This is a genomic window from Pseudomonas sp. No.117, assembly GCF_054558395.1.
In genome coordinates this window covers 318,280-337,970 of record NZ_BAAJNP010000004.1, presented here as the reverse complement: position 1 = coordinate 337,970, position 19,691 = coordinate 318,280, and the positions used below count along the sequence as shown (strand labels likewise).

The window sequence follows — 19,691 nt, the reverse complement described above, 5'->3', positions numbered from 1 at the left end:
CACCATGAAAACGCTGACCGCCATCGCCACTGCCGCCTTCCTGCTCACCGGTCTGGGCGTCGCCCAGGCGCGTGACCTCGGTCCCGACGAAGCCCTCAAGTTGCGCGACAGCGGCAAGATCAAGAGCTTCGAGGTGCTCAACCAGGCCGCCATCGCCAAGCATCCCGGCTCGACCACCCACGAGACCGAGCTGGAGGAAGAATACGGCCGCTACATCTACCAACTGGAACTGCGTGACCCCAAAGGTGTGAAATGGGATCTGGAACTCGACGCCACCACTGGCGAAGTCCTGAAAAACCAGCGCGACGATTGAGTGTGGCGCTGGCCGGGCTGCTCCTGCTCGGCAACGCGACCTCCCTGGTCCAGGCCCGTGACCTGGACCAGGACGAAGCCCTCAAGCTACGCAAGGAAGGCGTGATCAGGCCGCTGGAGACCCTCCTACAACGGGTCAACGAACGCTATCCCAATGCCCGGCTACTGGAAGCCGAGCTGGAGGAGGAAGACGGCCAGTATCGCTACGAGATCGAGATCCTCGTCGGCGACGGGGTCCGCGAACTGGAAATCGGCGCCATGGACGGCGCCATCATGAAGGACGAGGTGGACGACTAGATGCGCCTGCTGCTGGTGGAAGACGATGTAGCCCTGGCCGACGAGATCTCGGCGTTCCTCTCGCGCCAGGGCTATGCCGTGGATTGGCTCGCCGATGGCCGCGACGCGGCCTGGCAGGGCGCCCAGGAACCCTATGACCTCATCGTGCTGGATCTCGGCCTGCCGGGACGCCCCGGCCTGGAAGTGCTCGGCGAATGGCGTGCGGCGGCCCTGGCGACGCCGGTGCTGGTCCTGACCGCGCGCGACAGCTGGGCGGAACGTATCGACGGACTCAAGGCGGGCGCGGACGACTACCTGACCAAGCCCTTCCATCCCGAGGAGCTCGGCCTGCGCATCGCCGCCTTGCTGCGGCGAGTCAAGGGCGTGGCCAACCAGCCACTGTTACGGGCTGCCGGATTGGCCCTGGACGAGGCGCGCCAATGCGTCGTCCGCGGCAGCGAGACCATCGAGCTGAGCGCCGCCGAGTTCCGCCTGCTGCGCTGCTTCCTGCTGCATCCCGGCCAGATCCTGTCCAAGACCCGGTTGAATGACCATCTCTACGACGGCGAGAGCGAGCGCGATTCCAACGTCATCGAGGTGCACGTCAATCACCTCCGGCGGAAGCTGGGCCGCGAGGTCATCGAGACGCGCCGTGGCCAGGGCTATCGCCTGGCGGGTGTCGATTGAGGTCGCTCCAGGCCCGCCTGCGGGTCGGCCTCGGCGCCGCGCTGCTGGTGGCTGGCCTGCTGCTGGTGCTGGTGGGTGCCTGGCTGGTGGACCACGCCCTGCGCCGCTACCTGGAAACCGGTCTGAGAGGCGAGACGGAAAACCTGCTCGCGGCCCTGGTGCGCGGTCCTCATGGGCTGCAGCTCGACGAGGGGCGCCTGGGCAGTCTCTACACGCGCCCGCTGTCTGGGCGCTACTTCCTGATCGAGATTCCCGCCCTGGATATCCGCTGGCGCTCGCGCTCGCTGTGGGATGCGCAACTCGAGGCGCCTCCTACGGAGGGCCTGACCGATGGCCTGGTCGACGGGCCGAGTGACCAACGCCTGCTGGCCTACCGGGCCGACTACCAGCGCTACGGCCAGGCGGTCAGGGTGACCGTTGCGGACGACTACAATCCGCTCCTGGGGAGCCTGACGCTCATTCTCGGACTCGGCGCCCTGCTGGGCCTGGCGACGCTGGCGCTGGTGCTGCTGTTGCAGCGCCTCATCGTGCGCCGTGCCCTGCGGCCGCTGGAGCAGGTGCGCGAGCAGATCGCCCAGCTGCACCAGGGCCGCCGCTCGGCGCTGGACGCCGCGGTACCCGCCGAGCTGGCGCCGCTGGTGGAGGAGATGAACGCGCTGTTGCGGCATACCGAGGAGGGTCTCAAGCGGGCGCGTCATGGCATCGGCAATCTGGGCCACGCGCTCAAGACGCCTCTGGCGGTACTCACCAGCCTCGCCGAACGACCCGAGTTGCAGGCATTGCCCGCGCAGCGCGATACCCTGCGCGAGCAGCTGGCGCGGATCCGCGAACGGCTGGAACGCGAGTTGCGGCGCGCCCGGCTCGCCGGCGAGGCCTTGCCGGGAGCGCATCTGGAGGTCGCCGAACTGCAGGAACTCTGCAACCTGCTCAGTCGCCTGCATGGCGCCCACCTGGTGTTCGACTGCCACCTGCCCGAGGGGCTGCGGCTGCCCTGGGATCGGGAAGACCTGCTGGAATTGTTCGGCAATCTGCTGGACAACGCCGGCAAGTGGGCAGCCCGCCAGGTACGGCTGGAGGTGAGCGAGCAGGAGGGGGGCTATCGCATCCGCATCGAGGACGATGGCCCCGGGGTGCCGGAGGCCGAGCGCGAGGCCATCCTCGGTCGCGGGACGCGCTTGGACGAGGGGGTGGCCGGTCATGGCCTCGGCCTGGGCATCGCCCGCGATATCGTCGAGAGCTGCGGGGGGACCCTGAGCCTCGAGTCGGGTGGGTTGGGAGGGCTCGCGGTGGTCATCCATCTGCCCCGGCCGTCCGGTCGGCCAAGTGGCGCCGCGATTCGGTGACTTCCCGGTCAAGTTCGAAGGTAGGGGGCCGATAACCGCACAATGCTCGTGCGACCAAGGAGACCCCCGTGAGCCTGAAATTGAAAGTCACCCTGCTGGCCGTGCTGCCTGTCTGCCTCTTCACGCTGGTGCTGGGTAGCCTGTCCTACTGGGTATTGCACGAGCAGGCACGGCGGGACGTCAGCGACGCGCGCGAACGCTTGATGACCCAGAGTCGCAGCGCCCTGCAGAACACCGTGGAAGCGGCCATGACGGTGGTCAAGCCGCTCTACGACGGGGCAGCAGCGGGCGATACCGAGGCGCGCAAGGAGGCCATCCGCCTGCTGTCGGCCATCAGCTACGGCAAGGACGGCTATATCTTCGGCTACGACTCCAACGTCGTGCGGCTGTTCAAGGGCAACGACCCGGCCGGGATCGGCAAGAGCTTCAAGGACAATCGCGATCCCAATGGCGTCTACCTGAACCAGGAGCTGGTCCGCGTCGGCAAGGATGGCTCGCACTTCAGTCGTTACAGCTCCTCGCTGCCCGGCAACAAGGATGTCCTGGTGCCCAAGCTGGCCTACACCGACTACCTGGCCAAGTGGGACCTGGTGATAGGTTCCGCCGTGAACCTGGATGGCGTGGATGCCGAGGTCGCTGCCGTGGCCAACCAGGTGGCCCAGCGAACCCGCGACCAGCTCTGGCTGATCCTCGGTGTCGCCGGCGTGCTGCTGGTGGTGATCGGCACCGCCGCGCAACTGTTCGCCGCCCGCACCCTGAGACCCCTGGCGCAGATCCGTGAGAACCTGGATGACATCGCCGCGGGCGAGGGCGACCTGACCCGTCGCCTGCCGGTCAACGGCCGCGACGAGATCGGGGAACTGGCGGCCGCCTTCAACCGATTCGTCGACCGCATCCAGGGCACCATCGTCCAGGTCGTCGACATCACCCAGCAATTCACCGGCCTGCTCGACGACGTCGCCCAGCAGGCCCGGCGCACCGATCGCGACATGCAGCGCCAGCGCAGCGAAACCGACCAGGTCGCCACCGCCATCAACGAGATGTCCGCTGCCGCCCAGGAGGTGGCGCGCAGTGCCCTGCAGGCCTCCGAGGCGACCCGCCAGACCGAGGAGCAGGGCCGCCTGGCCCGCGAGACGGTGGCGACCAGCGTCGCGCGTATCCACGAACTGGTGGAAGAGGTGCGCCAGAGCGGCGTGTCTCTCGACGGGCTCAAGCAGGACGTCGGTGCCATCGTCGGCGTGCTCGACGTGATCCGCGCCATCGCCGAGCAGACCAACCTGCTGGCGCTCAACGCCGCCATCGAGGCCGCGCGTGCCGGTGAGGCCGGCCGCGGCTTCGCCGTCGTCGCCGACGAGGTGCGCGCCCTGGCCAGTCGCACCCAGCAGAGCACCCAGGAGATCCAGGGCATGATCGATCGCCTGCAACAGGCGACCGGCCGTGCGGTGGGCGCCATGGAGCGATCAGGCGGCATGGGCGAGGCGACCACGGCCCAGGCCGAGCAGGCCGGGTCGGCGCTGGCCTCGATCAGCGAGCTGATCGCCACCATCAATGCCATGAACACCCAGATCGCCAGCGCCGCCGAGGAGCAGACGGCCGTCGCCGAGGAGATCAATCGCAGCGTCCACACCATCGCCAACGCCGTCGACAGCATGGCCCAGGGCGCTCAGCAGGGTGCCCAGAACACCGCCGGCATGGTCGGCCTGGGCGAGCGCCTGGGCGGCCTGGTACGCCAGTTCCGTGTATGATCCCGGGCGCGCCGGCCCGTCCGGCGCGTCCCTAGGGGTCAAGTTGCGGGCACTCATGGGAACCCCACGGCTTCCGAGGCTCTAAGCAAGGCCTGTCCTCCTTGTTCGGAATCACGAAAGCCAATGAAAAGTGCTCGGCTGGAAAACAAGACGTTCCTGATCCTGCTGGTGGTGGTCTCGCTGGCCTTCGTCTGGATCCTCACGCCCTTCCTGGGCGCGGTATTCTGGGGCGCCATCCTCGCCATCCTGTTCGCGCCGCTGCAGCGCTGGTTCGTCCGGCGCTTCAATGGCCGCCGCACCGTCGGCGCCCTCTGCACACTGTTCGTGATCCTGCTCATCGTCATCCTGCCGGTGGTGTTCATCGCCATTTCCCTGGTCCAGGAAGGCTCGCTGCTCTACCAGCAGATCAGTAGCGGCCAGCTGAATTTCGGCCAGTACTACCAGCAGGTCTGGGGCGCGTTGCCGGATTCGGTGCGCAATGTCCTGGAGCGCTTCGGTGCCGGTGACCTGGAAGGCATCCGCCAGAAGCTGTCCGCCGGCGCCATGCAGGGGAGCCAGTGGGTCGCGACCCAGGCCTTCAGCTTCGGCCAGGGCACCTTCCAGTTCCTCATCGGCTTCGGCGTGATGCTCTACCTGCTGTTCTTCCTGCTGCGCGACGGTTCGCAGCTGGTGGCGCTGATCCGCAAGGCCATCCCGCTGAGCGACATGCACAAGCGCAGCCTGATGGCCAAGTTCACCGCGGTGGTCCGCGCCACGGTGAAGGGCAACATCATCGTCGCCGTGGTCCAGGGCGCCCTGGGCGGCTTCATCCTCGGCGTGCTGGGCGTCCAGGGCGCGGTGCTCTGGGGCACCCTGATGGCCTTCCTGTCGCTTTTGCCCGCGGTCGGCTCGGCGCTGATCTGGGTGCCGGTGGCGATCTACTTCCTGGCCACCGGTTCGGTGATCAAGGGCGTGATCCTGATCGTCTTCGCCGTGGTGGTGATCGGCCTGGTGGACAACCTGCTGCGTCCCATCCTGGTCGGCAAGGACACCAAGATGCCCGACTACGTGGTGCTGATCTCCACCATCGGCGGCATGTCGCTGTTCGGCCTGAACGGCTTCGTCATCGGCCCGCTGATCGCCGCGCTGTTCATGTCCACCTGGGACTTGTTCAGCCACCGCGACGACATCTGAGGGCGACGTGCTCCGGGCGCCTGGAGCACGTGAGCGGGTGTCTAGCCTTTAGCCCTGATCGGGCTCCGACGGATAGCGGGTCGCGATCAGGCTTTCCTTGACCTTGCGCAGGTGCGGCTGGAAGTCCACGCCGCGCTTGAGCGTCACCCCGGTCGCCAGGATGTCCAGCACGGTCAGCTGGATGATCCGCGAGGTCATCGGCATGTAGATGTCGGTGTCTTCCGGCAGGGGGATATCCAGGCTCAGGGTGCAGACCTTGGCCAGCGGCGTGTTGCTGGCGGTGAGGCCGAGCACCGAGGCACCGTTGTCCCGCGCCAGCTTGGCCACGTCCACCAGTTCACGGGTGCGTCCGGTATAGGAAATGATCACGAACAGCTCGCCGGTCCGGGCGATGGAGGCGAGCATCCGCTGCATCAGCACGTCCGAGTGCGCCGAGACCGCCATGTTGAAGCGGAAGAACTTGTGCTGGGCGTCCAGGGCCACCGGCGCCGAGGCACCCAGGCCGAAGAAATGGATCTGCCGGGCCTGGATGAGGAGGTCGACCGCGCGATCCACCACCCGGGCGTCCAGGCGCTGGCGGGCGCTGTCCAGGGAGGCGATGGTGCTGCTGAAGATCTTTTCCGCGTAGGCCTCGGGCTCATCGTTGGCCGCCACCGCCTGACTGACGTAGACCGCGCCGCTGGCGATGCTCTGCGCCAGCTGGATCTTCATCTCCGGATAGCCGCTCACGCCCAGGGAGCGGCAGAAGCGATTGACGGTGGGCTCGCTGACCTGCGCCGCCTGGGCGAGGGCGGCGATGGTGTAGCGGGTGGCCTGCCGTGGGTTCTGCAGGATGACCTCGGCGACCTTGCGTTCCGCGCGGTTGAGTTCGCCGATCCGGGTCTGGATGGTTTGCAGCAGGGTGCTGGCACGATCCATGAGAACTCCTAGTGGTTGTTGTGCCTCTATCCTAAGGCTATAAAAGGGTTGGGCCAGGCTGACCCTGGACCGTATTTCTTAATATAAAGACTACGCGAATCGCCCCGGCTCCCCTATCATGGTGCCGGAATATCTCAAACTTTAAGTAAAAGAACGAATATTTATGGCTGGCGTCCGAGTTCTACCCTGTACCCTGGCAATCTTCGGCGCGTTGGGCGATCTGGCCCTGCGCAAACTTTTCCCTGCCCTGTACCAGCTGGATCGCGAAGGTCTGCTGCACGAGGATACCCGCATCATGGCGCTGGCGCGTGACCAGGGCGATGGGGTCAAGCAGCTCGAGCACATCGAGGAGCGGTTGCGCCACTATGTGCCCAAGGCCGATTGGGATGAAGCGGTGTGGAGCCGGATGCGCGCGCGCCTAGGCTATCGCGCCATCGATTTTCGTAACCGGGAAGACTATACGGGACTTGCCGAGGATGTGGGTGAAACCGCTCCGCTGATCGCTTATTTCGCCACCCCGGCGCTGGTCTACAGTGCCATCTGCGAGAACCTCGCCGCCGTGGGTCTCTGCGAACGGACCCGGGTGGTCATGGAAAAGCCCATCGGCTACGACCTGGAATCCTCCAAGGTGGTCAACGACGCCGTGGCGCGCTTCTTCCCGGAAGATCGCGTCTATCGCATCGACCACTACCTGGGCAAGGAAACCGTCCAGAACCTCATCGCCCTGCGTTTCGCCAACAGCCTGTTCGAGACCCAGTGGAACCAGAACTACATCTCCCACGTGGAGATCACCGTGGCCGAGAAGGTCGGCATCGAAGGCCGCTGGGGCTACTTCGACCAGGCCGGCCAGTTGCGCGACATGGTGCAGAACCACCTGCTGCAACTGCTCTGCCTGACTGCCATGGATCCGCCGGCGGACCTGTCGGCCGACAGCATCCGGGACGAGAAGGTCAAGGTGCTCAAGGCGCTGGAACCCATCACCGCCGACCAGCTGGCCAGCCGCGTGGTGCTGGGGCAGTACACCTCGGGCTACAGCGACGGCAAGCCGGTACCGGGTTACCTCGAAGAGCCCAACTCCAATACCGAAAGCCGCACCGAGACCTTCGTCGCCATTCGCGCGGACATCCGCAACTGGCGCTGGTCCGGGGTGCCTTTCTATCTGCGTACCGGCAAGCGCATGCCGCAGAAGCTGTCGCAGATCGTCATCCACTTCAAGGAACCACCGCACTACATCTTCGCACCCGAGCAGCGCAGCCTGATCAGCAACCGCCTGATCATCCGCATCCAGCCGGACGAGGGGATTTCGCTGCAGGTCATGAGCAAGGACCAGGGCCTGCGCAAGGGGATGCAGCTGCGTAGCGGTCCGCTGCAGCTGAACTTCTCCGAGACCTTCAAGCACCTGCGGACGCCGGATGCCTACGAGCGGCTGCTGCTGGAAGTCATGCAGGGCAATCAGTCGCTGTTCGTCCGCAAGGACGAGATCGAAGCGGCCTGGAAATGGTGCGACCAGTTGATGGATGGCTGGTCGAAGATGGGCGACTCGCCCAAGTCCTATGCAGCGGGCAGCTGGGGTCCCCTGACCTCCATCGCCCTGATCGCACGCGACGGGAGATCCTGGTATGGCGACGTCTGATCTGGGGCAGGGCGTGACCCTGCGCGAACTGGCTGACCGCGAAGCTCACGCCGCGGCCCTGGCCGAGGCGGTCAGCGCCGGCCTGCGCGAGGCCCTGGCGGCACGCGGCGAAGCGCTGCTGATCGTCTCTGGCGGACGCAGCCCGGTGCCCTTCCTGGAGCGCCTGGCGCAGGCGGAGCTGGACTGGAGCAAGGTGCTGGTCACCCTGGCGGACGAGCGTTGGGTACCCGGCGACCATCCGGATAGCAACGCCGGTCTGCTGCGCAAGCACCTGCTGCAGGGGCCTGCCGCGGCGGCGCGTTTTGTCGACCTCTACAGCCCGGCGAATTCGGTGGAAGAGGGCATGGCCCTGACCGAGGCCCGGGTACGCGATGCCCTGGCAACCCCCGATGTGCTGGTACTGGGCATGGGCGACGACGCCCATACCGCCTCGCTGTTCCCTGGCAGCCCTGGTCTGGAAGAGGCCCTGGATCCGGCCAGCGAGCGGCTGACCTTCCCTGGCATCGCGCCGTCCGCGCCCCAGACCCGTATCACCCTGAGTCGCGCCTACCTGAGCCGGGCGCGGCAGCAGATCCTCGCCATCCAGGGCGTGGGCAAGCGACAGGTGCTGGAAACCGCTCTGGCCGAGGGCGACGAGCTGGCCACTCCGATCAAGGCGTTCCTCCGCGAACCCCTGGTCGTCTATTGGTGCCCCTGACGAGGAGTTGAGTTTTGGACATGCAGAACAAGATCGCGACCCTAGATGCCCTGTGCGCCCGCGCGCGGATCCTGCCGGTGATCGTGATCAACGACCCGGCCGACGTGCTGCCATTCGCTGACGCCATGGCAGCGGGTGGTCTCACCGCGCTGGAGATCACCCTGAGATCGGCCCATGGCCTGGATGCGGTACGCCTGCTGCGCCAGGAGCGCCCGAATCTGGACGTCGGCGTCGGTACCGTGCTGGACGTGCGGATGTTCGATGCCGCGGTCGAGGCCGGTGCCCAGTTCATCGTCACCCCGGGGACCACCGAGGAAATCCTCCAGGCTGGCGTGTCCGCGCCCATTCCGCTGCTGCCGGGGATCGCCACGCCTTCGGAAATCATGCAGGCCTATCGCCTCGGCTATCGTCGCTTCAAGCTGTTCCCGGCCAATGTCTATGGCGGCGTGGATGCGCTCAAGGCCTTCGCCGGCCCCTTCGCCGAGTTGAAATTCTGCCCCACGGGCGGGGTCAATCCGGGCAACGTGAAGCAGTACTTCCAGCAGCCCAACCTGCTGTGCGTGGGCGGTAGCTGGATGCTGCCCGGCGACGTGGTGAAGGCCAAGGACTGGAGCCGTGTCGAACAGCTGAGTCGCGAAGCGCTGGCCACCCTCGACTAGCGCTGCGGCCATCCGTCACCCGCCAGGCGAGCTAGGCTGGCGCGAGCAGGGGCGCTATCATGCGCCCCTGCCTTTTTCCTGGCGCCCATTCCGCGGCGCCGTTGTCGTCCACTACACCGGGAGGTGCCTGATGACCCTCGACAAGAATCCCCAACACGAATCCCTCGACGAAACCGTTCCCCCGCCGGCTGGCGAAAAGCTGCAGAAGGTGCTTTCGCGCCTCGGCGTCGGTTCGCGTCGTGACGTCGAAGCCTGGATCGGCGAAGGCCGCATCAAGGTCAATGGGGTGGTCGCCACCCTTGGCCTGCGGGTAATGCCCAAGGACGCCATCGCGGTGGACGGGCGCCTACTCAAGCGCGACCAGGCCGAGGAAGTGGTCCGCCGCGTGCTGATCTACAACAAGCCCGAGGGCGAGATCTGCACCCGTGACGACCCCGAAGGCCGGCCCACCGTCTTCGATCGGCTGCCCAAGCCCAAGCAGGGGCGCTGGATCAATGTCGGTCGCCTGGACATCAACACCACCGGCCTGCTGCTGTTCACCACCGATGGCGAACTGGCCAACCGCCTGATGCACCCGTCCTACCAGATGGACCGCGAGTACGCGGTGCGGGTACGCGGCGAAGTGACCGAAGAGATGCTGCTGCGGCTGAAGAACGGCGTCATCCTCGACGATGGTCCGGCGCGCTTTACCGATGTCCAGCAGGCGCCGGAAGGCGATGGCTTCAACCACTGGTTCCACTGCGTGGTCATGGAAGGACGCAACCGCGAGGTGCGCCGCCTGTGGGAATCCCAGGGGCTGGTGGTCAGCCGCCTGAAGCGCGTGCGCTTCGGTCCGGTGTTCATGACCAGTGACCTGCCGGCGGGTCGCTGGCGCGAAATGAACCAGGCGGAGATAGATATCCTCGCCGCCGAAGTCGGCCTGCCGTCGGTGGCCCTGCCGGCGATGGGTGCCAAGACCAAGGACAAGCTCGAGCGGCAGCAGCGCAAGACCTCGCGGCCGACCGATGCCGGCCGTGGATCGCGCAGCAAGGTGAACAAGGTCAGCAAGCCCCAGGGGTCGGCCGTGGCCGAGCGGCCGAGCGACGTCGGGCGCAAGCCGGTGAGCAAGGGCCGCACGGCACCGGGTATCGCCCCGCGCCGCGGTCCGAGTGGCGGTGGCACCGGCAAGGGCGGCCGCCGCTGAGGGGGAGGGGTCGCCTGCTAGCAGGCGACCTTCAGGTCAGGCTGCAGAGGCGATTACGCCCACCGGCCTTGGCCTGGTAGAGCGCACGGTCCGCGCGCAGCAACAGGCAGCGCGGGGACTCGACCTCGCGCAGGGTCGCCAAACCGATGCTGAGCGTGACCGGCAAGGGGATGGCGCCATCCCCGCTGGCCTGGGCTTCCACCGCCGTTCTCAGGCGTTCGGCCACGACGTGGGCCGCCTCATGGGGGGTGGCCGATAGCAGCACGCAGAATTCCTCGCCGCCAAAGCGGAATACCATGTCCATGCTTCTCAGGCAGGCACCGAGGGTGCTGGCGGTCTGCCGCAGCACGTCGTCGCCGACGCTATGGCCGAAGCGGTCGTTGATCCGCTTGAAGTGGTCGAGATCCAGCATTAGCAACGACAGCGGCTGCTGGGTGCGCCGGGCCAGTTCCAGTTCGCGGACCAGAGCGCGATCCAAGGCATTGCGATTGCCCACGCCCGTCAGGGCATCGCGCAGCGCGTTGTTGAGCGCCTCGCGATAGAGCAGGGCGTTGCGCAGCGGGAACATCAGGCTGCCAAGGAGATATTCCAGCGCCGCCAGTTCGCTGTCCTGAAAGCGCTTTGAACGGTAGAAGGTCAGGTCGCCCAGGCGGATGTCGCCGTGGCTCAGGTGGTAGTGCACCTGGTGCCCCTCGGCTTCGCCCAGGCCGATGGCGACATCTTCGCGCACATTGCGGTAGGCGAGCCCGGACAGGTCGATCAGCGAGTCCGTTTCCTGGCGGAAGAGCTGCAGCACCCGTTCCAGGTCGAGGGAGGACTGCAACACGGTGGTCAGGCGCTGGCGCAGGGCGCCAAGGACCTCGGGATCGCTTTCCCGCGTGACGGCAGCCTGGCTGGCATTGCGCAGCTGGCGGGCGCGATCGAGATTGATGGTGTTGGATGAGGGCGGGACCATGCCTGTTCTCCTTGGCGGATAGTCCCGCTACAGCGAGAACCGTGCCAGGCCCGCTAGGCTATAAAAATCAAAGACTTAGACGGAAGATGGCCACTGGCCGCCAGACCCTTGACGTCTGACGGCCGAGCAGACCCAGGTTTTGGCCTGCTAGTGACGATTTTCCGACGCCTGCCTCAGACCTTGAGGACCAGCTTGCCAAAGTTCTCGCCGGAGAAGAGCTTCATCAGAGTCTTGGGGAAGGTGTCCAGGCCTTCCACCACATGCTCGCGGGATTTGAGCTGGCCGTCCGCCAGCCAGATCGCCAGCTGCTGCTGGGCCTCGGCATAGTGGGCGACATGGTCCAGCACGATGAAGCCTTCCATGCGCGCGCGGTTGCTGAGCAGCGCCAGGTAGTTCTGCGGGCCCTGCACCTTGTCGCTGTTGTACTGGCTGATGGCGCCACAGAGCACCACCCGGGCGCGGAAATTGATCTGCGCGAGGACGGCATCCAGGGTCGGGCCACCGACGTTGTCGAAGTAGACATCGATGCCATTGGGGCATTCGCGGGCGAGGGCGCCGGCCAGATCCGGCTCGGCCTTGTAGTCGATGGCCGCGTCGAAACCCAATTCTTCGATCAGGTAGCGGCATTTCTCCGCCCCACCGGCGATACCGACCACGTGGCAGGCCTTGAGCTTGCCGATCTGGCCGACCATGCTGCCGACCGCCCCGGCGGCGCCGGAAACCACCAGGGTCTCGCCGGCCTTGGGTTCGCCCACGTCCAGCAGGCCGAAGTAGGCGGTCAGGCCGGTCATGCCCAGCACCGACAGGTACTGCGGCAGGCTGGCCTTGCGCGGATCCACCTTGTAGAAACCCTGGGGCTCGCCCAGGTAATAGTCCTGGATGCCGAGCATGCCGTTGACGGTGTCGCCCACCTTGAAGTCCGGGTGGTTGGACGCCACCACCTCGCCCACGCCCAGGGCGCGGATGACTTCGCCGAGGGCGATGGGCTTGATGTAGGACTTGCCTTCGTTCATCCAGCCGCGCATGGCCGGATCGAGGGACAGGAAAAGGTTCTTGATCAGCACCTGGCCGGCGCCGGGCTCGCCGACCGGCTGCTCGACCCGCTCGAAGGTGTCGGCGCTGGGTTCGCCGGATGGGCGCTTGGCGAGCAGGAACTGGCGATTGGTACGGGACATGGTGTTCTCCTGGCAGGAAGGATCCAGTTCCGACCGGTCAGGAGCGGCCAGGTTTCCTAACGGCGGCGTGCGGTGAGTAGCAGACTGGCCAAAAGCCCGGCGACCAGCCCCCAGAATGCCGAACCGATACCGGCCAGGGTGAGCCCCGAGGCGGTGACCAGGAAGGTGATCAACGCCGGCTCCCGCTGGCTGGGTTCGGCCAGGGCCCCGTGCAGGCCATTCATGATGGAGCCCAGCAGGGCCAGGGCCGCGACCGAGATCACCAGCTCGCTGGGCAAGGAGGCGAAGAGCGCCGCCAGGGTCGCGCCGAACAAACCGGCGATCCCATAGAAGAGCCCGCACCAGACTGCCGCGGTGTAGCGCTTGCTGGCATCCTCGTGCGCCTGGGGGCCGGTGCAGATCGCCGCGCTAATGGCGGCCAGGTTGATGCCGTGGGAGCCGAAGGGCGCCAGCAGCAGCGAGGCGATGCCCGTCGTGGCGATCAGCGGGGAGGCGGGGACCGCATAGCCATCGGTGCGCAGTACGGCGATACCGGGCATGTTCTGCGACGCCATGGCCACCACGAACAGCGGAATGGCGATGCCGATGGTGGCGGCCAGGGAGAAGGTCGGCGTAGTCCAGACCGGTACGGCCAGCTCCAGGCGCAGGGTCTGGAAGTCCAGCAGGCCCAGCGTGGCCGCCAGCACCAGGCCCGCGAGCAGGGCGATGAGCACGCAATAACGCGGGAGCAGTCGCTTGGCCAGCAGGTAGGCCAGCGCCATGCCGAGGACCAGGGCGGTCCGGTGCTGGGCCGCCGTGCAGATCTCGATGCCGATACGGAACAGGATCCCGGCCAGTAGCGCCGCGGCCAGGGCCGGTGGCACCCGGCGCAACAGCCGATCGACGCTGCCGGTGAGGCCGCACAGAGCCAGCAGGGCCGCGCAGATGACGAAGGCGCCGATGGCATCGCTGTAGGGCACCGAAGGCAGGCTGGTGACCAGCAGGGCGGCGCCCGGGGTCGACCAGGCGATGACGATGGGCGTGCGGTACTTCAGCGAGAGCCCTATGGTGGTCACGGCCATGCCGATGGACAGCGCCCAGATCCAGGAAGAGATCTGGCCAGGGCTCAGGGCGGCGTTCTGGCCGGCCTGGAACATCAGCACCAGGGAACTGGTATAGCCCACCAGCATGGCGACGAAGCCGGCCACCACGGCGGCGGGGGAGCTATCGGCCAGCGGCATCAGCCGTCGTGGGGCAGCGTGCATCGGAAACCTCAGTGATGACCGAACAGGATGGGGTAGAGCGACACGACCAGCAGCAGCGCCATGCTCCAGTTGAACAGCCGCAGCCGCGCCGGACTGCTCAGCAGACGCCGCAAGCCCATGCCGAACAGCGTCCAGAGGCTGACGCTGGGCAGGTTGATCAGGGCGAAGAGCAAGGCTACCAGCAGCAGGTTGGCGGTGAAGTTCTCGGCCGGAATATAGGCGGTGACCGCGCCGAGCGCCATCACCCAGGCCTTGGGATTCACCCACTGGAAGGCCGCGGCCTGAAAGAAGCCGAAGGGCTTGCCACTGCCGCTCTCCCGTGGCGTGGGAGCCGCCGCGGTGGCGAGTTTCCAGGCCAGGTAGAGCAGGTAGGCGCCGCCGATCACCCGTAGGGCGATCTGCAGGGGCGGGTAGAGCACGAACAGCTGACCCAGACCGAGACCGGTGCAGATGACCAGCAGCATATGGCCGAGGCTGATGCCGAACATGTGCGGCAGGGTGCGCCGGAAGCCGAAGTTCACGCCCGAGGCCAGCAACATCATGTTGTTGGGGCCGGGGGTGGCGGAGGAAACGAAGGCGAAGAGCATGAAGGCGGTGAGCAGTTCGACGGTCATGAGGGCTTTCCCTGGGCTTTGTGCCAGCTTAGCCAGCGGCCAGGAGCCGGTATCCGTACACCGGGTGCGTGAACGACCAATACAGTTTCTAGAACCAGTTGGTGACCTTTCAACTGTCCTGCCCGCCGACATCGCCATCCTGGCGTCCGGCGAGGGCCTGGTTGAAGGCCAGCCAGCCCGCCGCCGCCTCGGGACCGACCGCGCCCAGGGCCGCCTGCACCAGGCGCATCTGTTCCCGCCGCAGGGTCTGTTCCAGCGCCAGTCCGCCGCGGGTCAACGACAGCCGGCGTTTGCGCTTGTCCGTGGCATCCGTCTCCATGGCCACCAGCTGCATCTCCAGCAGCTGGCGCAGCGGGATGTTCAGCGCCTGCTTGGTGACATTGAGCACCTCCAGCAGGGCCTTGTTGCTCAGCCCCGGTTCCCGGGCGATGAAGAACAGGATGCGCTGGTGTACCCGGCTCAGCCCGCGCCGGGCCAGCATGTCGTCGGCCTTGGCGGTGAAGGCCTGGTAGCCGAAGAAGAAGGTCTCCATGACCAGGCGTTGCTGGGCGGTCTGATTTAGGTCAAGCATATTGACTTGTATTCCACGGGTGGATTAGGGTCGGTCAAGTAGTTTGACTCATTACCTGGCCACAGGCCACAGGAGGGCAGATGGCATTTTCCGAACGGGTGACCCGACTCAAGAGCAGCCTGATCCGCGACATCCTGGCGGCGGCCCAGCGCCCGGAGGTAATGTCCTTCGCGGGCGGCCTGCCCGCCGAGCGCTGCCTGCCCGAGGTCGATTGGCGCGCGATGCCGGCAGCCTTGGGCCAGTACGGCATGAGTGAGGGCGAGCCGGCGCTGCGCGAAGCCATCGCCGCCCAGGCCCGTGCCTACGGACTCGATTGCACCGCCGAGCAGGTACTGGTCACCGCCGGTTCGCAGCAGGCGCTGGACCTGGTCGCCAAGCTGTATATCGACGTGGGCACCCCGGTGCTGGTGGAAGGGCCTACCTACCTGGCCGCCCTGCAGAGCTTCCAGTTCTTCGGTGCCGACTGCCTGAGCGTCGGGCTGACGCCGGAAGGCCTGGACCTGGACGAGCTGCGTGGTCGCCTGGAGCGGCAGCGCCCGGCCTTCGCCTATCTGATCCCCACCTTCCAGAATCCGTCCGGCGTGCGCTATTCGGCGGCCAATCGCACCGCCGTGGCCGCCCTGCTGGACGAATTCGGCGTGACCCTGGTCGAGGACGAGCCCTACCGCGAACTCAACTATGACGGGGCTCCGGCGCTGCCGCTGTGCGCCCAGCTGCGACGTAGTGCCTGGATCCACACCGGCACCCTGTCCAAGACGCTGCTGCCCGGCCTGCGGGTGGGCTACCTGATCGCCTCGCCAGAGCTGCTCAAGCCGTTGCGGGCGCTCAAGCAGGCGGCCGATCTGCACACCTGCCGGATCAGCCAATGGCAGGTGTTGCAGTGGCTGGGGTCGGCCCGCTATGACCGCCACCTGGCGGAGGTTCGGGCCTTCTACCGGGAGCGCCGCGATGGCTTCGCGCAGGCCCTGGCCCGGCACTTCACCGACCTCGCCGACTGGCAGGTGCCCCAGGGCGGCCTGTTCTTCTGGCTGCGCCTGAAGACGCCACTGGATACTCGCACCCTGCTGGACGCGGCCCTGGCCCAGGATGTCGCATTCATGCCGGGCGAACCCTTCTTCGCCGAACCCGACCGCCACCATGGCTTGCTGCGGCTCAATTTCAGTCACGTGCAGCCCGAGCGCCTCGATACCGGCCTGGCGCGCCTGGCTGACGTGATCCGCAGCGCAACCCCCGCCCACGAGGAGCTTTGAGATGTATCAGGTCTACGGAGATCGTCGTTCCGGCAACTGCTACAAGGTCGTCTTGCTGCTACACCTGCTCGGCCTGGACTATCGCTGGCATGACGTCGACATCCTCGCCGGGGAGACCCAGAGCCCGGCGTTCCTGGAGAAGAACCCGAACGGCAAGATCCCGGTGCTGGAACTCGAGGATGGCACCTGCCTCTGGGAATCGAACGCCATCCTCAATTTCCTGGCGGAGGGAACGACATTCCTGCCGAGCGAACCTCGCCTGCGCACCCAGGTGCTGCAGTGGCAGTTCTTCGAGCAATACAGCCATGAGCCCTATGTCGCGGTGGCGCGCTTCATCCAGCTCTACCAAGGGATGCCGGAAGAGCGTCAGGCGGAATACGAAGTCTGCCAGGTGCGTGGCTACAAGGCTTTCCGGGTAATGGAGCAGCAGCTGCAGCGCACGCCGTTCCTGGTGGGAGACAGTTACTCCATCGCCGACATCGCGCTCTACGCCTATACCCACGTGGCCCATGAGGGTGGCTTCGATCTCGATGGATTCCCGGCGATCCGCACCTGGCTCGAGCGGGTCGCGGCGCAACCGGGCCATGTCGCCATCGGCTGAGAGACAGCAGGGGAGCCGGGCTCCCCTGGCGGACCGAGGTGGGCTAGCGGGCGCTGACCACGAATTGCCAGTACTGGTTGAGGCGGCGCTCCCCACCGTTGGCGGTCAGCAGCACCGAGGACGGCGGTCTGGACTGCAGCTCCGGCAGCGACTTCATCAGCGTCAACCAGTTGCTGTAGTAGGTCTGCAGGCAGCGTCGCGCCGTGCCGTTGTTCTGCAGCGAGGTGAGGGCTTTCTGGTAGGTCGGCTCGATCTGCGACAGCGCCAGGCTGACGCAGCTGTCGGTGTCGGAGAAACGCGCCGTGTCACCGATGCGCGTACCGGCGATGACCGCCTTGTTCGCACAGCTCTTGAAGGCGGTCATGCTGGCCTGCTCGAACTGCAGGGCATCCTGGTCCATGGCGAAGGCGGAACTGCTGCCAGCGACGGCTGCAGCGAGGGCTAGGGCGTAAGCGTGGCGTTTCATGGTGGCGTCCCTGACTACGTCGGTACAACGTGATGGCATCAATGCACAGCGGCAGACTGCGCCTTATGGCAAATGTTCAGCGTCCGAGGCGGCGAAGCGCCATCAGGTGAACTCCACCAGACCAACGGTCGTGAGACCTATGAAGAGGGCGGTCAGGGCGACCATGGCGAAGGCCAGCAGATAATCTTCCATCAGGGTTTTCCCTACTACGATGACGGCAGTAGGACCGATGGCCATTGGCCAGGTTCTTCAGGGAAGGAGAATTAATTCTTCTTGCCGACGGAAGGTCGGCAGCGGATAAAAGAACGCCGCCCCGGAGGGCGGCGTGGGGGAGGATCACTCTTCCAGGCGATTCTTGTCGAGCTGCTTGGCTAGACCCGCACCCAGATCGGCGCCGGTGACCGGTGCCGCATTGGGGTCGGACATGGTCCGGGTAGCCAGTTGCTCCACCGCCTTGGCCTGCACCGATGGCAGCTTGACGCTCGGCAGGCCATCGCCACCGTCCACCGCAGGGCCGGGTTGCTCGACGTATTCCCAGTCCTGACCCTGGTTCCACGGGCCGCGGGCGTCGCCTTCGCCTTGCGACATGTTGTAATAGACGCTGGCGAATTCCGGACGGGGCGGGACCTTGCCTTGCGGGAAGTTGGGCTGGATGGAATGCAGGGCGTTCTCGAAGGACTTCTGGTGGGCGATCTCGCGCGTCATCAGGAAGCTCAAGGTGTCCTGGATGCCAGGGTCATCGGTGACGTTGATCAGGCGCTCGTAGACGATCTTGGCGCGGGCTTCGGCGGCGATGTTGGATCTCAGGTCGATGGTGGGTTCGCCGATGGTGTCGATGTAGGCCGCGGTCCAGGGGACACCTGCCGAATTGACCAGCGCCGGGCCACCGCCATAGAGCACCTGGGTGACATGGGAGTCATTGCCGGCTCCGGTGAGGGAGCGGTACATGTCCGCTTCGGCCTGGGTTTTCTCCGCCAGGTCGCCCTTGGCGCCCTTGTTCAGCATGGCGATCAGGGAACCGATGATCTCCAGGTGGCTGAGTTCCTCGGTGGCGATGTCGAACAGCATGTCTTTGCGGCCCGGGTCCAGCTCGGCTATCGCCTGGGTGAAGTAGCGCATGGCGGCGGCGAGCTCGCCTTGCGGGCCGCCGAATTGTTCCAGCATCAGGTTGGCGAGGCCGGGGTTGGGTTCGGACACGCGCACGGTGTATTGCAGTCGCTTGTTATGGACGAACATGTAACCTCCAGGGGCTAGTCACGGGTGTATCACGGTCTGCGCCCGTTCAAGGTCCGCTGCGCATTGGCCAAGCTGCGTTGAAAAGCCCTGGGTCGTCAGCCCGACCTGGGCGGCCCCGTCGGAATGCTCAGTTACCATCCGTGGATTCGAGCGCGAATCCGATACGCTTCCTGGAGGCCTTTTCCGCTTGTTTGGCTTTCGCTCATGCGACGTTGAACAGGCTCTTTTCAGCGCTTCGCGGTCAGGTCAGGGTCGGCGGAGCGTTCCAGGAAGGCGCGGGTGGTGGCGGGCAGGTCGTCCAGCAACCAGGCCGCCATGGCCTTCTCCTGTTCGAGGATGCGTTCGCAGGCGTGCTGCGTTTCGCTGTCGCCGATCTCGGCGGCGGCGGCGATGATCACGGTGTAGGTGGCGATTTCGATGTTCTCGAAGACATAGCCGGCGATGGCGCCCTTGATGACTTCGTCGCTCATGGGCGCACCGCCGATGGCCTGGCCCAGCGCCATCAGCTTGCCGCCGATGTCCTTGAGGGTAGAGGGGCTGCCACCGAGGCGGCTCAGGCAACCTTCGATCACCTGCCGCTGCTCCTGGGTCTCCTTGATGTGCTGCTCGATGCGCTGGCGCAGCTGCGGATAGTGCTCGAGGCGGGCGGCCTGGGCGGACAGCATCTTTTCCGCCTGCTCCTCCATGGCGTGCGCATCGCGCAGCCAGTCGATGAGGTTGTCTTTCTTGGAAGCTGTCATGGCGAAACTCCTGCTCGGTAAAGCGCTGACAAGGGCACCGGAGGCCGAGTCAGATCGCGTTCTGTCTGCTTATTAGTAGGCCTGAGCGAGCCAGAGATTCGCGCGATGATGGCCTTTCGGATCGATGGGAAAGGCCGCGGGATTTTGTTCTACAAGCCCAGCGGCGGCAGGTTGTCTGGGGCTGGAATTTGTTGGACACCGGGCTCTTGGCTG

Annotated in this window: 21 protein-coding genes and 1 pseudogene; 13 read left to right on the top strand and 9 right to left on the bottom strand. The window is 66.1% G+C overall.

Features of this window, described 5'->3' with window-relative positions; translation table 11 throughout:
• Positions 1 to 4 precede the first annotated feature (4 nt).
• From ACYJP6_RS11430 to ACYJP6_RS11400, 7 genes and pseudogenes are all read left to right on the top strand, one after another.
• On the top strand, positions 5 to 313 hold the full coding sequence (locus tag ACYJP6_RS11430; protein WP_145003166.1) for a PepSY domain-containing protein: 309 nt from the start codon (positions 5 to 7) through the stop codon (positions 311 to 313).
• The gene (locus tag ACYJP6_RS11425; protein ID WP_459475094.1) at positions 253 to 609 is read left to right on the top strand and encodes a PepSY domain-containing protein; all 357 of its coding nucleotides are present in this window, start codon (positions 253 to 255) and stop codon (positions 607 to 609) included. The genes ACYJP6_RS11430 and ACYJP6_RS11425 overlap by 61 nt, the downstream gene beginning before the upstream one ends.
• Complete coding sequence (locus ACYJP6_RS11420) at positions 610 to 1,275, top strand: response regulator transcription factor (protein WP_459475093.1); 666 nt, start codon at positions 610 to 612, stop codon at positions 1,273 to 1,275.
• Positions 1,272 to 2,618, top strand: a complete 1,347-nt coding sequence (locus tag ACYJP6_RS11415) for an ATP-binding protein (protein ID WP_459475091.1) — start codon at positions 1,272 to 1,274, stop codon at positions 2,616 to 2,618. The genes ACYJP6_RS11420 and ACYJP6_RS11415 overlap by 4 nt, the downstream gene beginning before the upstream one ends.
• Positions 2,619 to 2,686: 68 nt before the next feature.
• Positions 2,687 to 3,505: pseudogene (locus ACYJP6_RS11410) on the top strand (cache domain-containing protein); the annotation flags it as partial.
• A gap of 102 nt (positions 3,506 to 3,607) precedes the next feature.
• Positions 3,608 to 4,363: a methyl-accepting chemotaxis protein gene (locus ACYJP6_RS11405; RefSeq protein ID WP_459475362.1), complete on the top strand. Its 756-nt coding sequence runs from the start codon at positions 3,608 to 3,610 to the stop codon at positions 4,361 to 4,363.
• 123 nt (positions 4,364 to 4,486) lie between these two features.
• Positions 4,487 to 5,536, top strand: coding sequence for an AI-2E family transporter (locus tag ACYJP6_RS11400; RefSeq protein ID WP_145003154.1), 1,050 nt, complete (start codon positions 4,487 to 4,489; stop codon positions 5,534 to 5,536).
• Between the two features lie 48 nt (positions 5,537 to 5,584).
• On the opposite strand, the gene ACYJP6_RS11395 is transcribed toward ACYJP6_RS11400, so the two are convergent.
• Positions 5,585 to 6,454 (bottom strand): MurR/RpiR family transcriptional regulator, encoded by an 870-nt coding sequence (locus ACYJP6_RS11395; protein ID WP_459475090.1) that lies wholly within the window; start codon positions 6,452 to 6,454, stop codon positions 5,585 to 5,587.
• Positions 6,455 to 6,617: 163 nt separating this feature from the next.
• Between ACYJP6_RS11395 and zwf the strand changes: the two genes are divergently transcribed.
• The 4 genes from zwf to rluB all read left to right on the top strand — a co-directional run bounded on the left by zwf (position 6,618) and on the right by rluB (position 10,626).
• A complete protein-coding gene (gene zwf / locus ACYJP6_RS11390) occupies positions 6,618 to 8,087 on the top strand; it encodes a glucose-6-phosphate dehydrogenase (protein WP_145003148.1) in 1,470 nt (489 codons plus the stop codon).
• Entirely contained in the window at positions 8,074 to 8,784 is a 711-nt protein-coding gene (gene pgl, locus ACYJP6_RS11385) for a 6-phosphogluconolactonase (RefSeq protein ID WP_459475089.1), read from the top strand. The genes zwf and pgl overlap by 14 nt, the downstream gene beginning before the upstream one ends.
• 20 nt (positions 8,785 to 8,804) lie before the next feature.
• Entirely contained in the window at positions 8,805 to 9,443 is a 639-nt protein-coding gene (locus ACYJP6_RS11380; RefSeq protein WP_459475088.1) for a bifunctional 4-hydroxy-2-oxoglutarate aldolase/2-dehydro-3-deoxy-phosphogluconate aldolase, read from the top strand.
• 130 nt (positions 9,444 to 9,573) lie between these two features.
• On the top strand, positions 9,574 to 10,626 hold the full coding sequence (gene rluB / locus ACYJP6_RS11375; protein ID WP_459475087.1) for a 23S rRNA pseudouridine(2605) synthase RluB: 1,053 nt from the start codon (positions 9,574 to 9,576) through the stop codon (positions 10,624 to 10,626).
• Positions 10,627 to 10,657: 31 nt separating this feature from the next.
• Here rluB and ACYJP6_RS11370 read toward each other — a convergent pair whose 3' ends face one another.
• The 5 genes from ACYJP6_RS11370 to ACYJP6_RS11350 all read right to left on the bottom strand — a co-directional run bounded on the left by ACYJP6_RS11370 (position 10,658) and on the right by ACYJP6_RS11350 (position 15,185).
• Positions 10,658 to 11,581 carry a GGDEF domain-containing protein gene (locus tag ACYJP6_RS11370; protein ID WP_459475086.1) on the bottom strand — a complete coding sequence of 308 codons (924 nt, stop codon included), beginning with the start codon at positions 11,579 to 11,581 and terminating at the stop codon, positions 10,658 to 10,660.
• 173 nt (positions 11,582 to 11,754) lie between these two features.
• Positions 11,755 to 12,756, bottom strand: a complete 1,002-nt coding sequence (locus tag ACYJP6_RS11365) for an NADP-dependent oxidoreductase (protein ID WP_459475085.1) — start codon at positions 12,754 to 12,756, stop codon at positions 11,755 to 11,757.
• A gap of 56 nt (positions 12,757 to 12,812) precedes the next feature.
• Complete coding sequence (locus ACYJP6_RS11360) at positions 12,813 to 14,000, bottom strand: benzoate/H(+) symporter BenE family transporter (RefSeq protein ID WP_459475084.1); 1,188 nt, start codon at positions 13,998 to 14,000, stop codon at positions 12,813 to 12,815.
• Positions 14,001 to 14,008: 8 nt separating this feature from the next.
• A complete protein-coding gene (locus tag ACYJP6_RS11355; RefSeq protein WP_459475083.1) occupies positions 14,009 to 14,614 on the bottom strand; it encodes a LysE family translocator in 606 nt (201 codons plus the stop codon).
• A 109-nt stretch (positions 14,615 to 14,723) separates the two neighbouring features.
• Complete coding sequence (locus tag ACYJP6_RS11350) at positions 14,724 to 15,185, bottom strand: MarR family winged helix-turn-helix transcriptional regulator (RefSeq protein ID WP_459475081.1); 462 nt, start codon at positions 15,183 to 15,185, stop codon at positions 14,724 to 14,726.
• 80 nt (positions 15,186 to 15,265) lie between these two features.
• Here ACYJP6_RS11350 and ACYJP6_RS11345 point away from each other — a divergent pair, with 80 nt between their 5' ends.
• Both ACYJP6_RS11345 and ACYJP6_RS11340 read left to right on the top strand, forming a co-directional pair.
• Positions 15,266 to 16,435 carry an aminotransferase-like domain-containing protein gene (locus tag ACYJP6_RS11345; protein ID WP_459475080.1) on the top strand — a complete coding sequence of 390 codons (1,170 nt, stop codon included), beginning with the start codon at positions 15,266 to 15,268 and terminating at the stop codon, positions 16,433 to 16,435.
• Position 16,436: 1 nt separating this feature from the next.
• Positions 16,437 to 17,036 carry a glutathione S-transferase family protein gene (locus ACYJP6_RS11340; protein WP_459475079.1) on the top strand — a complete coding sequence of 200 codons (600 nt, stop codon included), beginning with the start codon at positions 16,437 to 16,439 and terminating at the stop codon, positions 17,034 to 17,036.
• A 43-nt stretch (positions 17,037 to 17,079) separates the two neighbouring features.
• On the opposite strand, the gene ACYJP6_RS11335 is transcribed toward ACYJP6_RS11340, so the two are convergent.
• From ACYJP6_RS11335 to ACYJP6_RS11325, 3 genes are all read right to left on the bottom strand, one after another.
• Positions 17,080 to 17,502, bottom strand: a complete 423-nt coding sequence (locus ACYJP6_RS11335) for a hypothetical protein (protein WP_260856009.1) — start codon at positions 17,500 to 17,502, stop codon at positions 17,080 to 17,082.
• Between the two features lie 336 nt (positions 17,503 to 17,838).
• Positions 17,839 to 18,738 (bottom strand): manganese catalase family protein, encoded by a 900-nt coding sequence (locus ACYJP6_RS11330; RefSeq protein WP_459475078.1) that lies wholly within the window; start codon positions 18,736 to 18,738, stop codon positions 17,839 to 17,841.
• A 227-nt stretch (positions 18,739 to 18,965) separates the two neighbouring features.
• Entirely contained in the window at positions 18,966 to 19,478 is a 513-nt protein-coding gene (locus ACYJP6_RS11325; RefSeq protein ID WP_459475077.1) for a ferritin-like domain-containing protein, read from the bottom strand.
• Between the last annotated feature and the right edge of the window lie 213 nt (positions 19,479 to 19,691).

What these genes read in the sequence shown, in the direction of transcription:
- ACYJP6_RS11365 (WP_459475085.1), bottom strand. Translation starts at nt 12,756, where the DNA reads ATGTCCCGTACCAATCGCCAGTTCCTGCTCGCCAAGCGCCCATCCGGC.
- ACYJP6_RS11380 (WP_459475088.1), top strand. Translation starts at nt 8,805, where the DNA reads ATGCAGAACAAGATCGCGACCCTAGATGCCCTGTGCGCCCGCGCGCGG.
- ACYJP6_RS11395 (WP_459475090.1), bottom strand. Translation starts at nt 6,454, where the DNA reads ATGGATCGTGCCAGCACCCTGCTGCAAACCATCCAGACCCGGATCGGC.
- ACYJP6_RS11355 (WP_459475083.1), bottom strand. Translation starts at nt 14,614, where the DNA reads ATGACCGTCGAACTGCTCACCGCCTTCATGCTCTTCGCCTTCGTTTCC.
- ACYJP6_RS11330 (WP_459475078.1), bottom strand. Translation starts at nt 18,738, where the DNA reads ATGTTCGTCCATAACAAGCGACTGCAATACACCGTGCGCGTGTCCGAA.
- ACYJP6_RS11335 (WP_260856009.1), bottom strand. Translation starts at nt 17,502, where the DNA reads ATGAAACGCCACGCTTACGCCCTAGCCCTCGCTGCAGCCGTCGCTGGC.
- ACYJP6_RS11360 (WP_459475084.1), bottom strand. Translation starts at nt 14,000, where the DNA reads ATGCACGCTGCCCCACGACGGCTGATGCCGCTGGCCGATAGCTCCCCC.
- ACYJP6_RS11345 (WP_459475080.1), top strand. Translation starts at nt 15,266, where the DNA reads ATGGCATTTTCCGAACGGGTGACCCGACTCAAGAGCAGCCTGATCCGC.
- zwf (WP_145003148.1), top strand. Translation starts at nt 6,618, where the DNA reads ATGGCTGGCGTCCGAGTTCTACCCTGTACCCTGGCAATCTTCGGCGCG.
- ACYJP6_RS11425 (WP_459475094.1), top strand. Translation starts at nt 253, where the DNA reads ATGGGATCTGGAACTCGACGCCACCACTGGCGAAGTCCTGAAAAACCA.
- pgl (WP_459475089.1), top strand. Translation starts at nt 8,074, where the DNA reads ATGGCGACGTCTGATCTGGGGCAGGGCGTGACCCTGCGCGAACTGGCT.
- ACYJP6_RS11350 (WP_459475081.1), bottom strand. Translation starts at nt 15,185, where the DNA reads ATGCTTGACCTAAATCAGACCGCCCAGCAACGCCTGGTCATGGAGACC.
- ACYJP6_RS11400 (WP_145003154.1), top strand. Translation starts at nt 4,487, where the DNA reads ATGAAAAGTGCTCGGCTGGAAAACAAGACGTTCCTGATCCTGCTGGTG.
- ACYJP6_RS11405 (WP_459475362.1), top strand. Translation starts at nt 3,608, where the DNA reads ATGCAGCGCCAGCGCAGCGAAACCGACCAGGTCGCCACCGCCATCAAC.
- ACYJP6_RS11430 (WP_145003166.1), top strand. Translation starts at nt 5, where the DNA reads ATGAAAACGCTGACCGCCATCGCCACTGCCGCCTTCCTGCTCACCGGT.
- ACYJP6_RS11340 (WP_459475079.1), top strand. Translation starts at nt 16,437, where the DNA reads ATGTATCAGGTCTACGGAGATCGTCGTTCCGGCAACTGCTACAAGGTC.
- ACYJP6_RS11370 (WP_459475086.1), bottom strand. Translation starts at nt 11,581, where the DNA reads ATGGTCCCGCCCTCATCCAACACCATCAATCTCGATCGCGCCCGCCAG.
- ACYJP6_RS11420 (WP_459475093.1), top strand. Translation starts at nt 610, where the DNA reads ATGCGCCTGCTGCTGGTGGAAGACGATGTAGCCCTGGCCGACGAGATC.
- rluB (WP_459475087.1), top strand. Translation starts at nt 9,574, where the DNA reads ATGACCCTCGACAAGAATCCCCAACACGAATCCCTCGACGAAACCGTT.
- ACYJP6_RS11325 (WP_459475077.1), bottom strand. Translation starts at nt 19,478, where the DNA reads ATGACAGCTTCCAAGAAAGACAACCTCATCGACTGGCTGCGCGATGCG.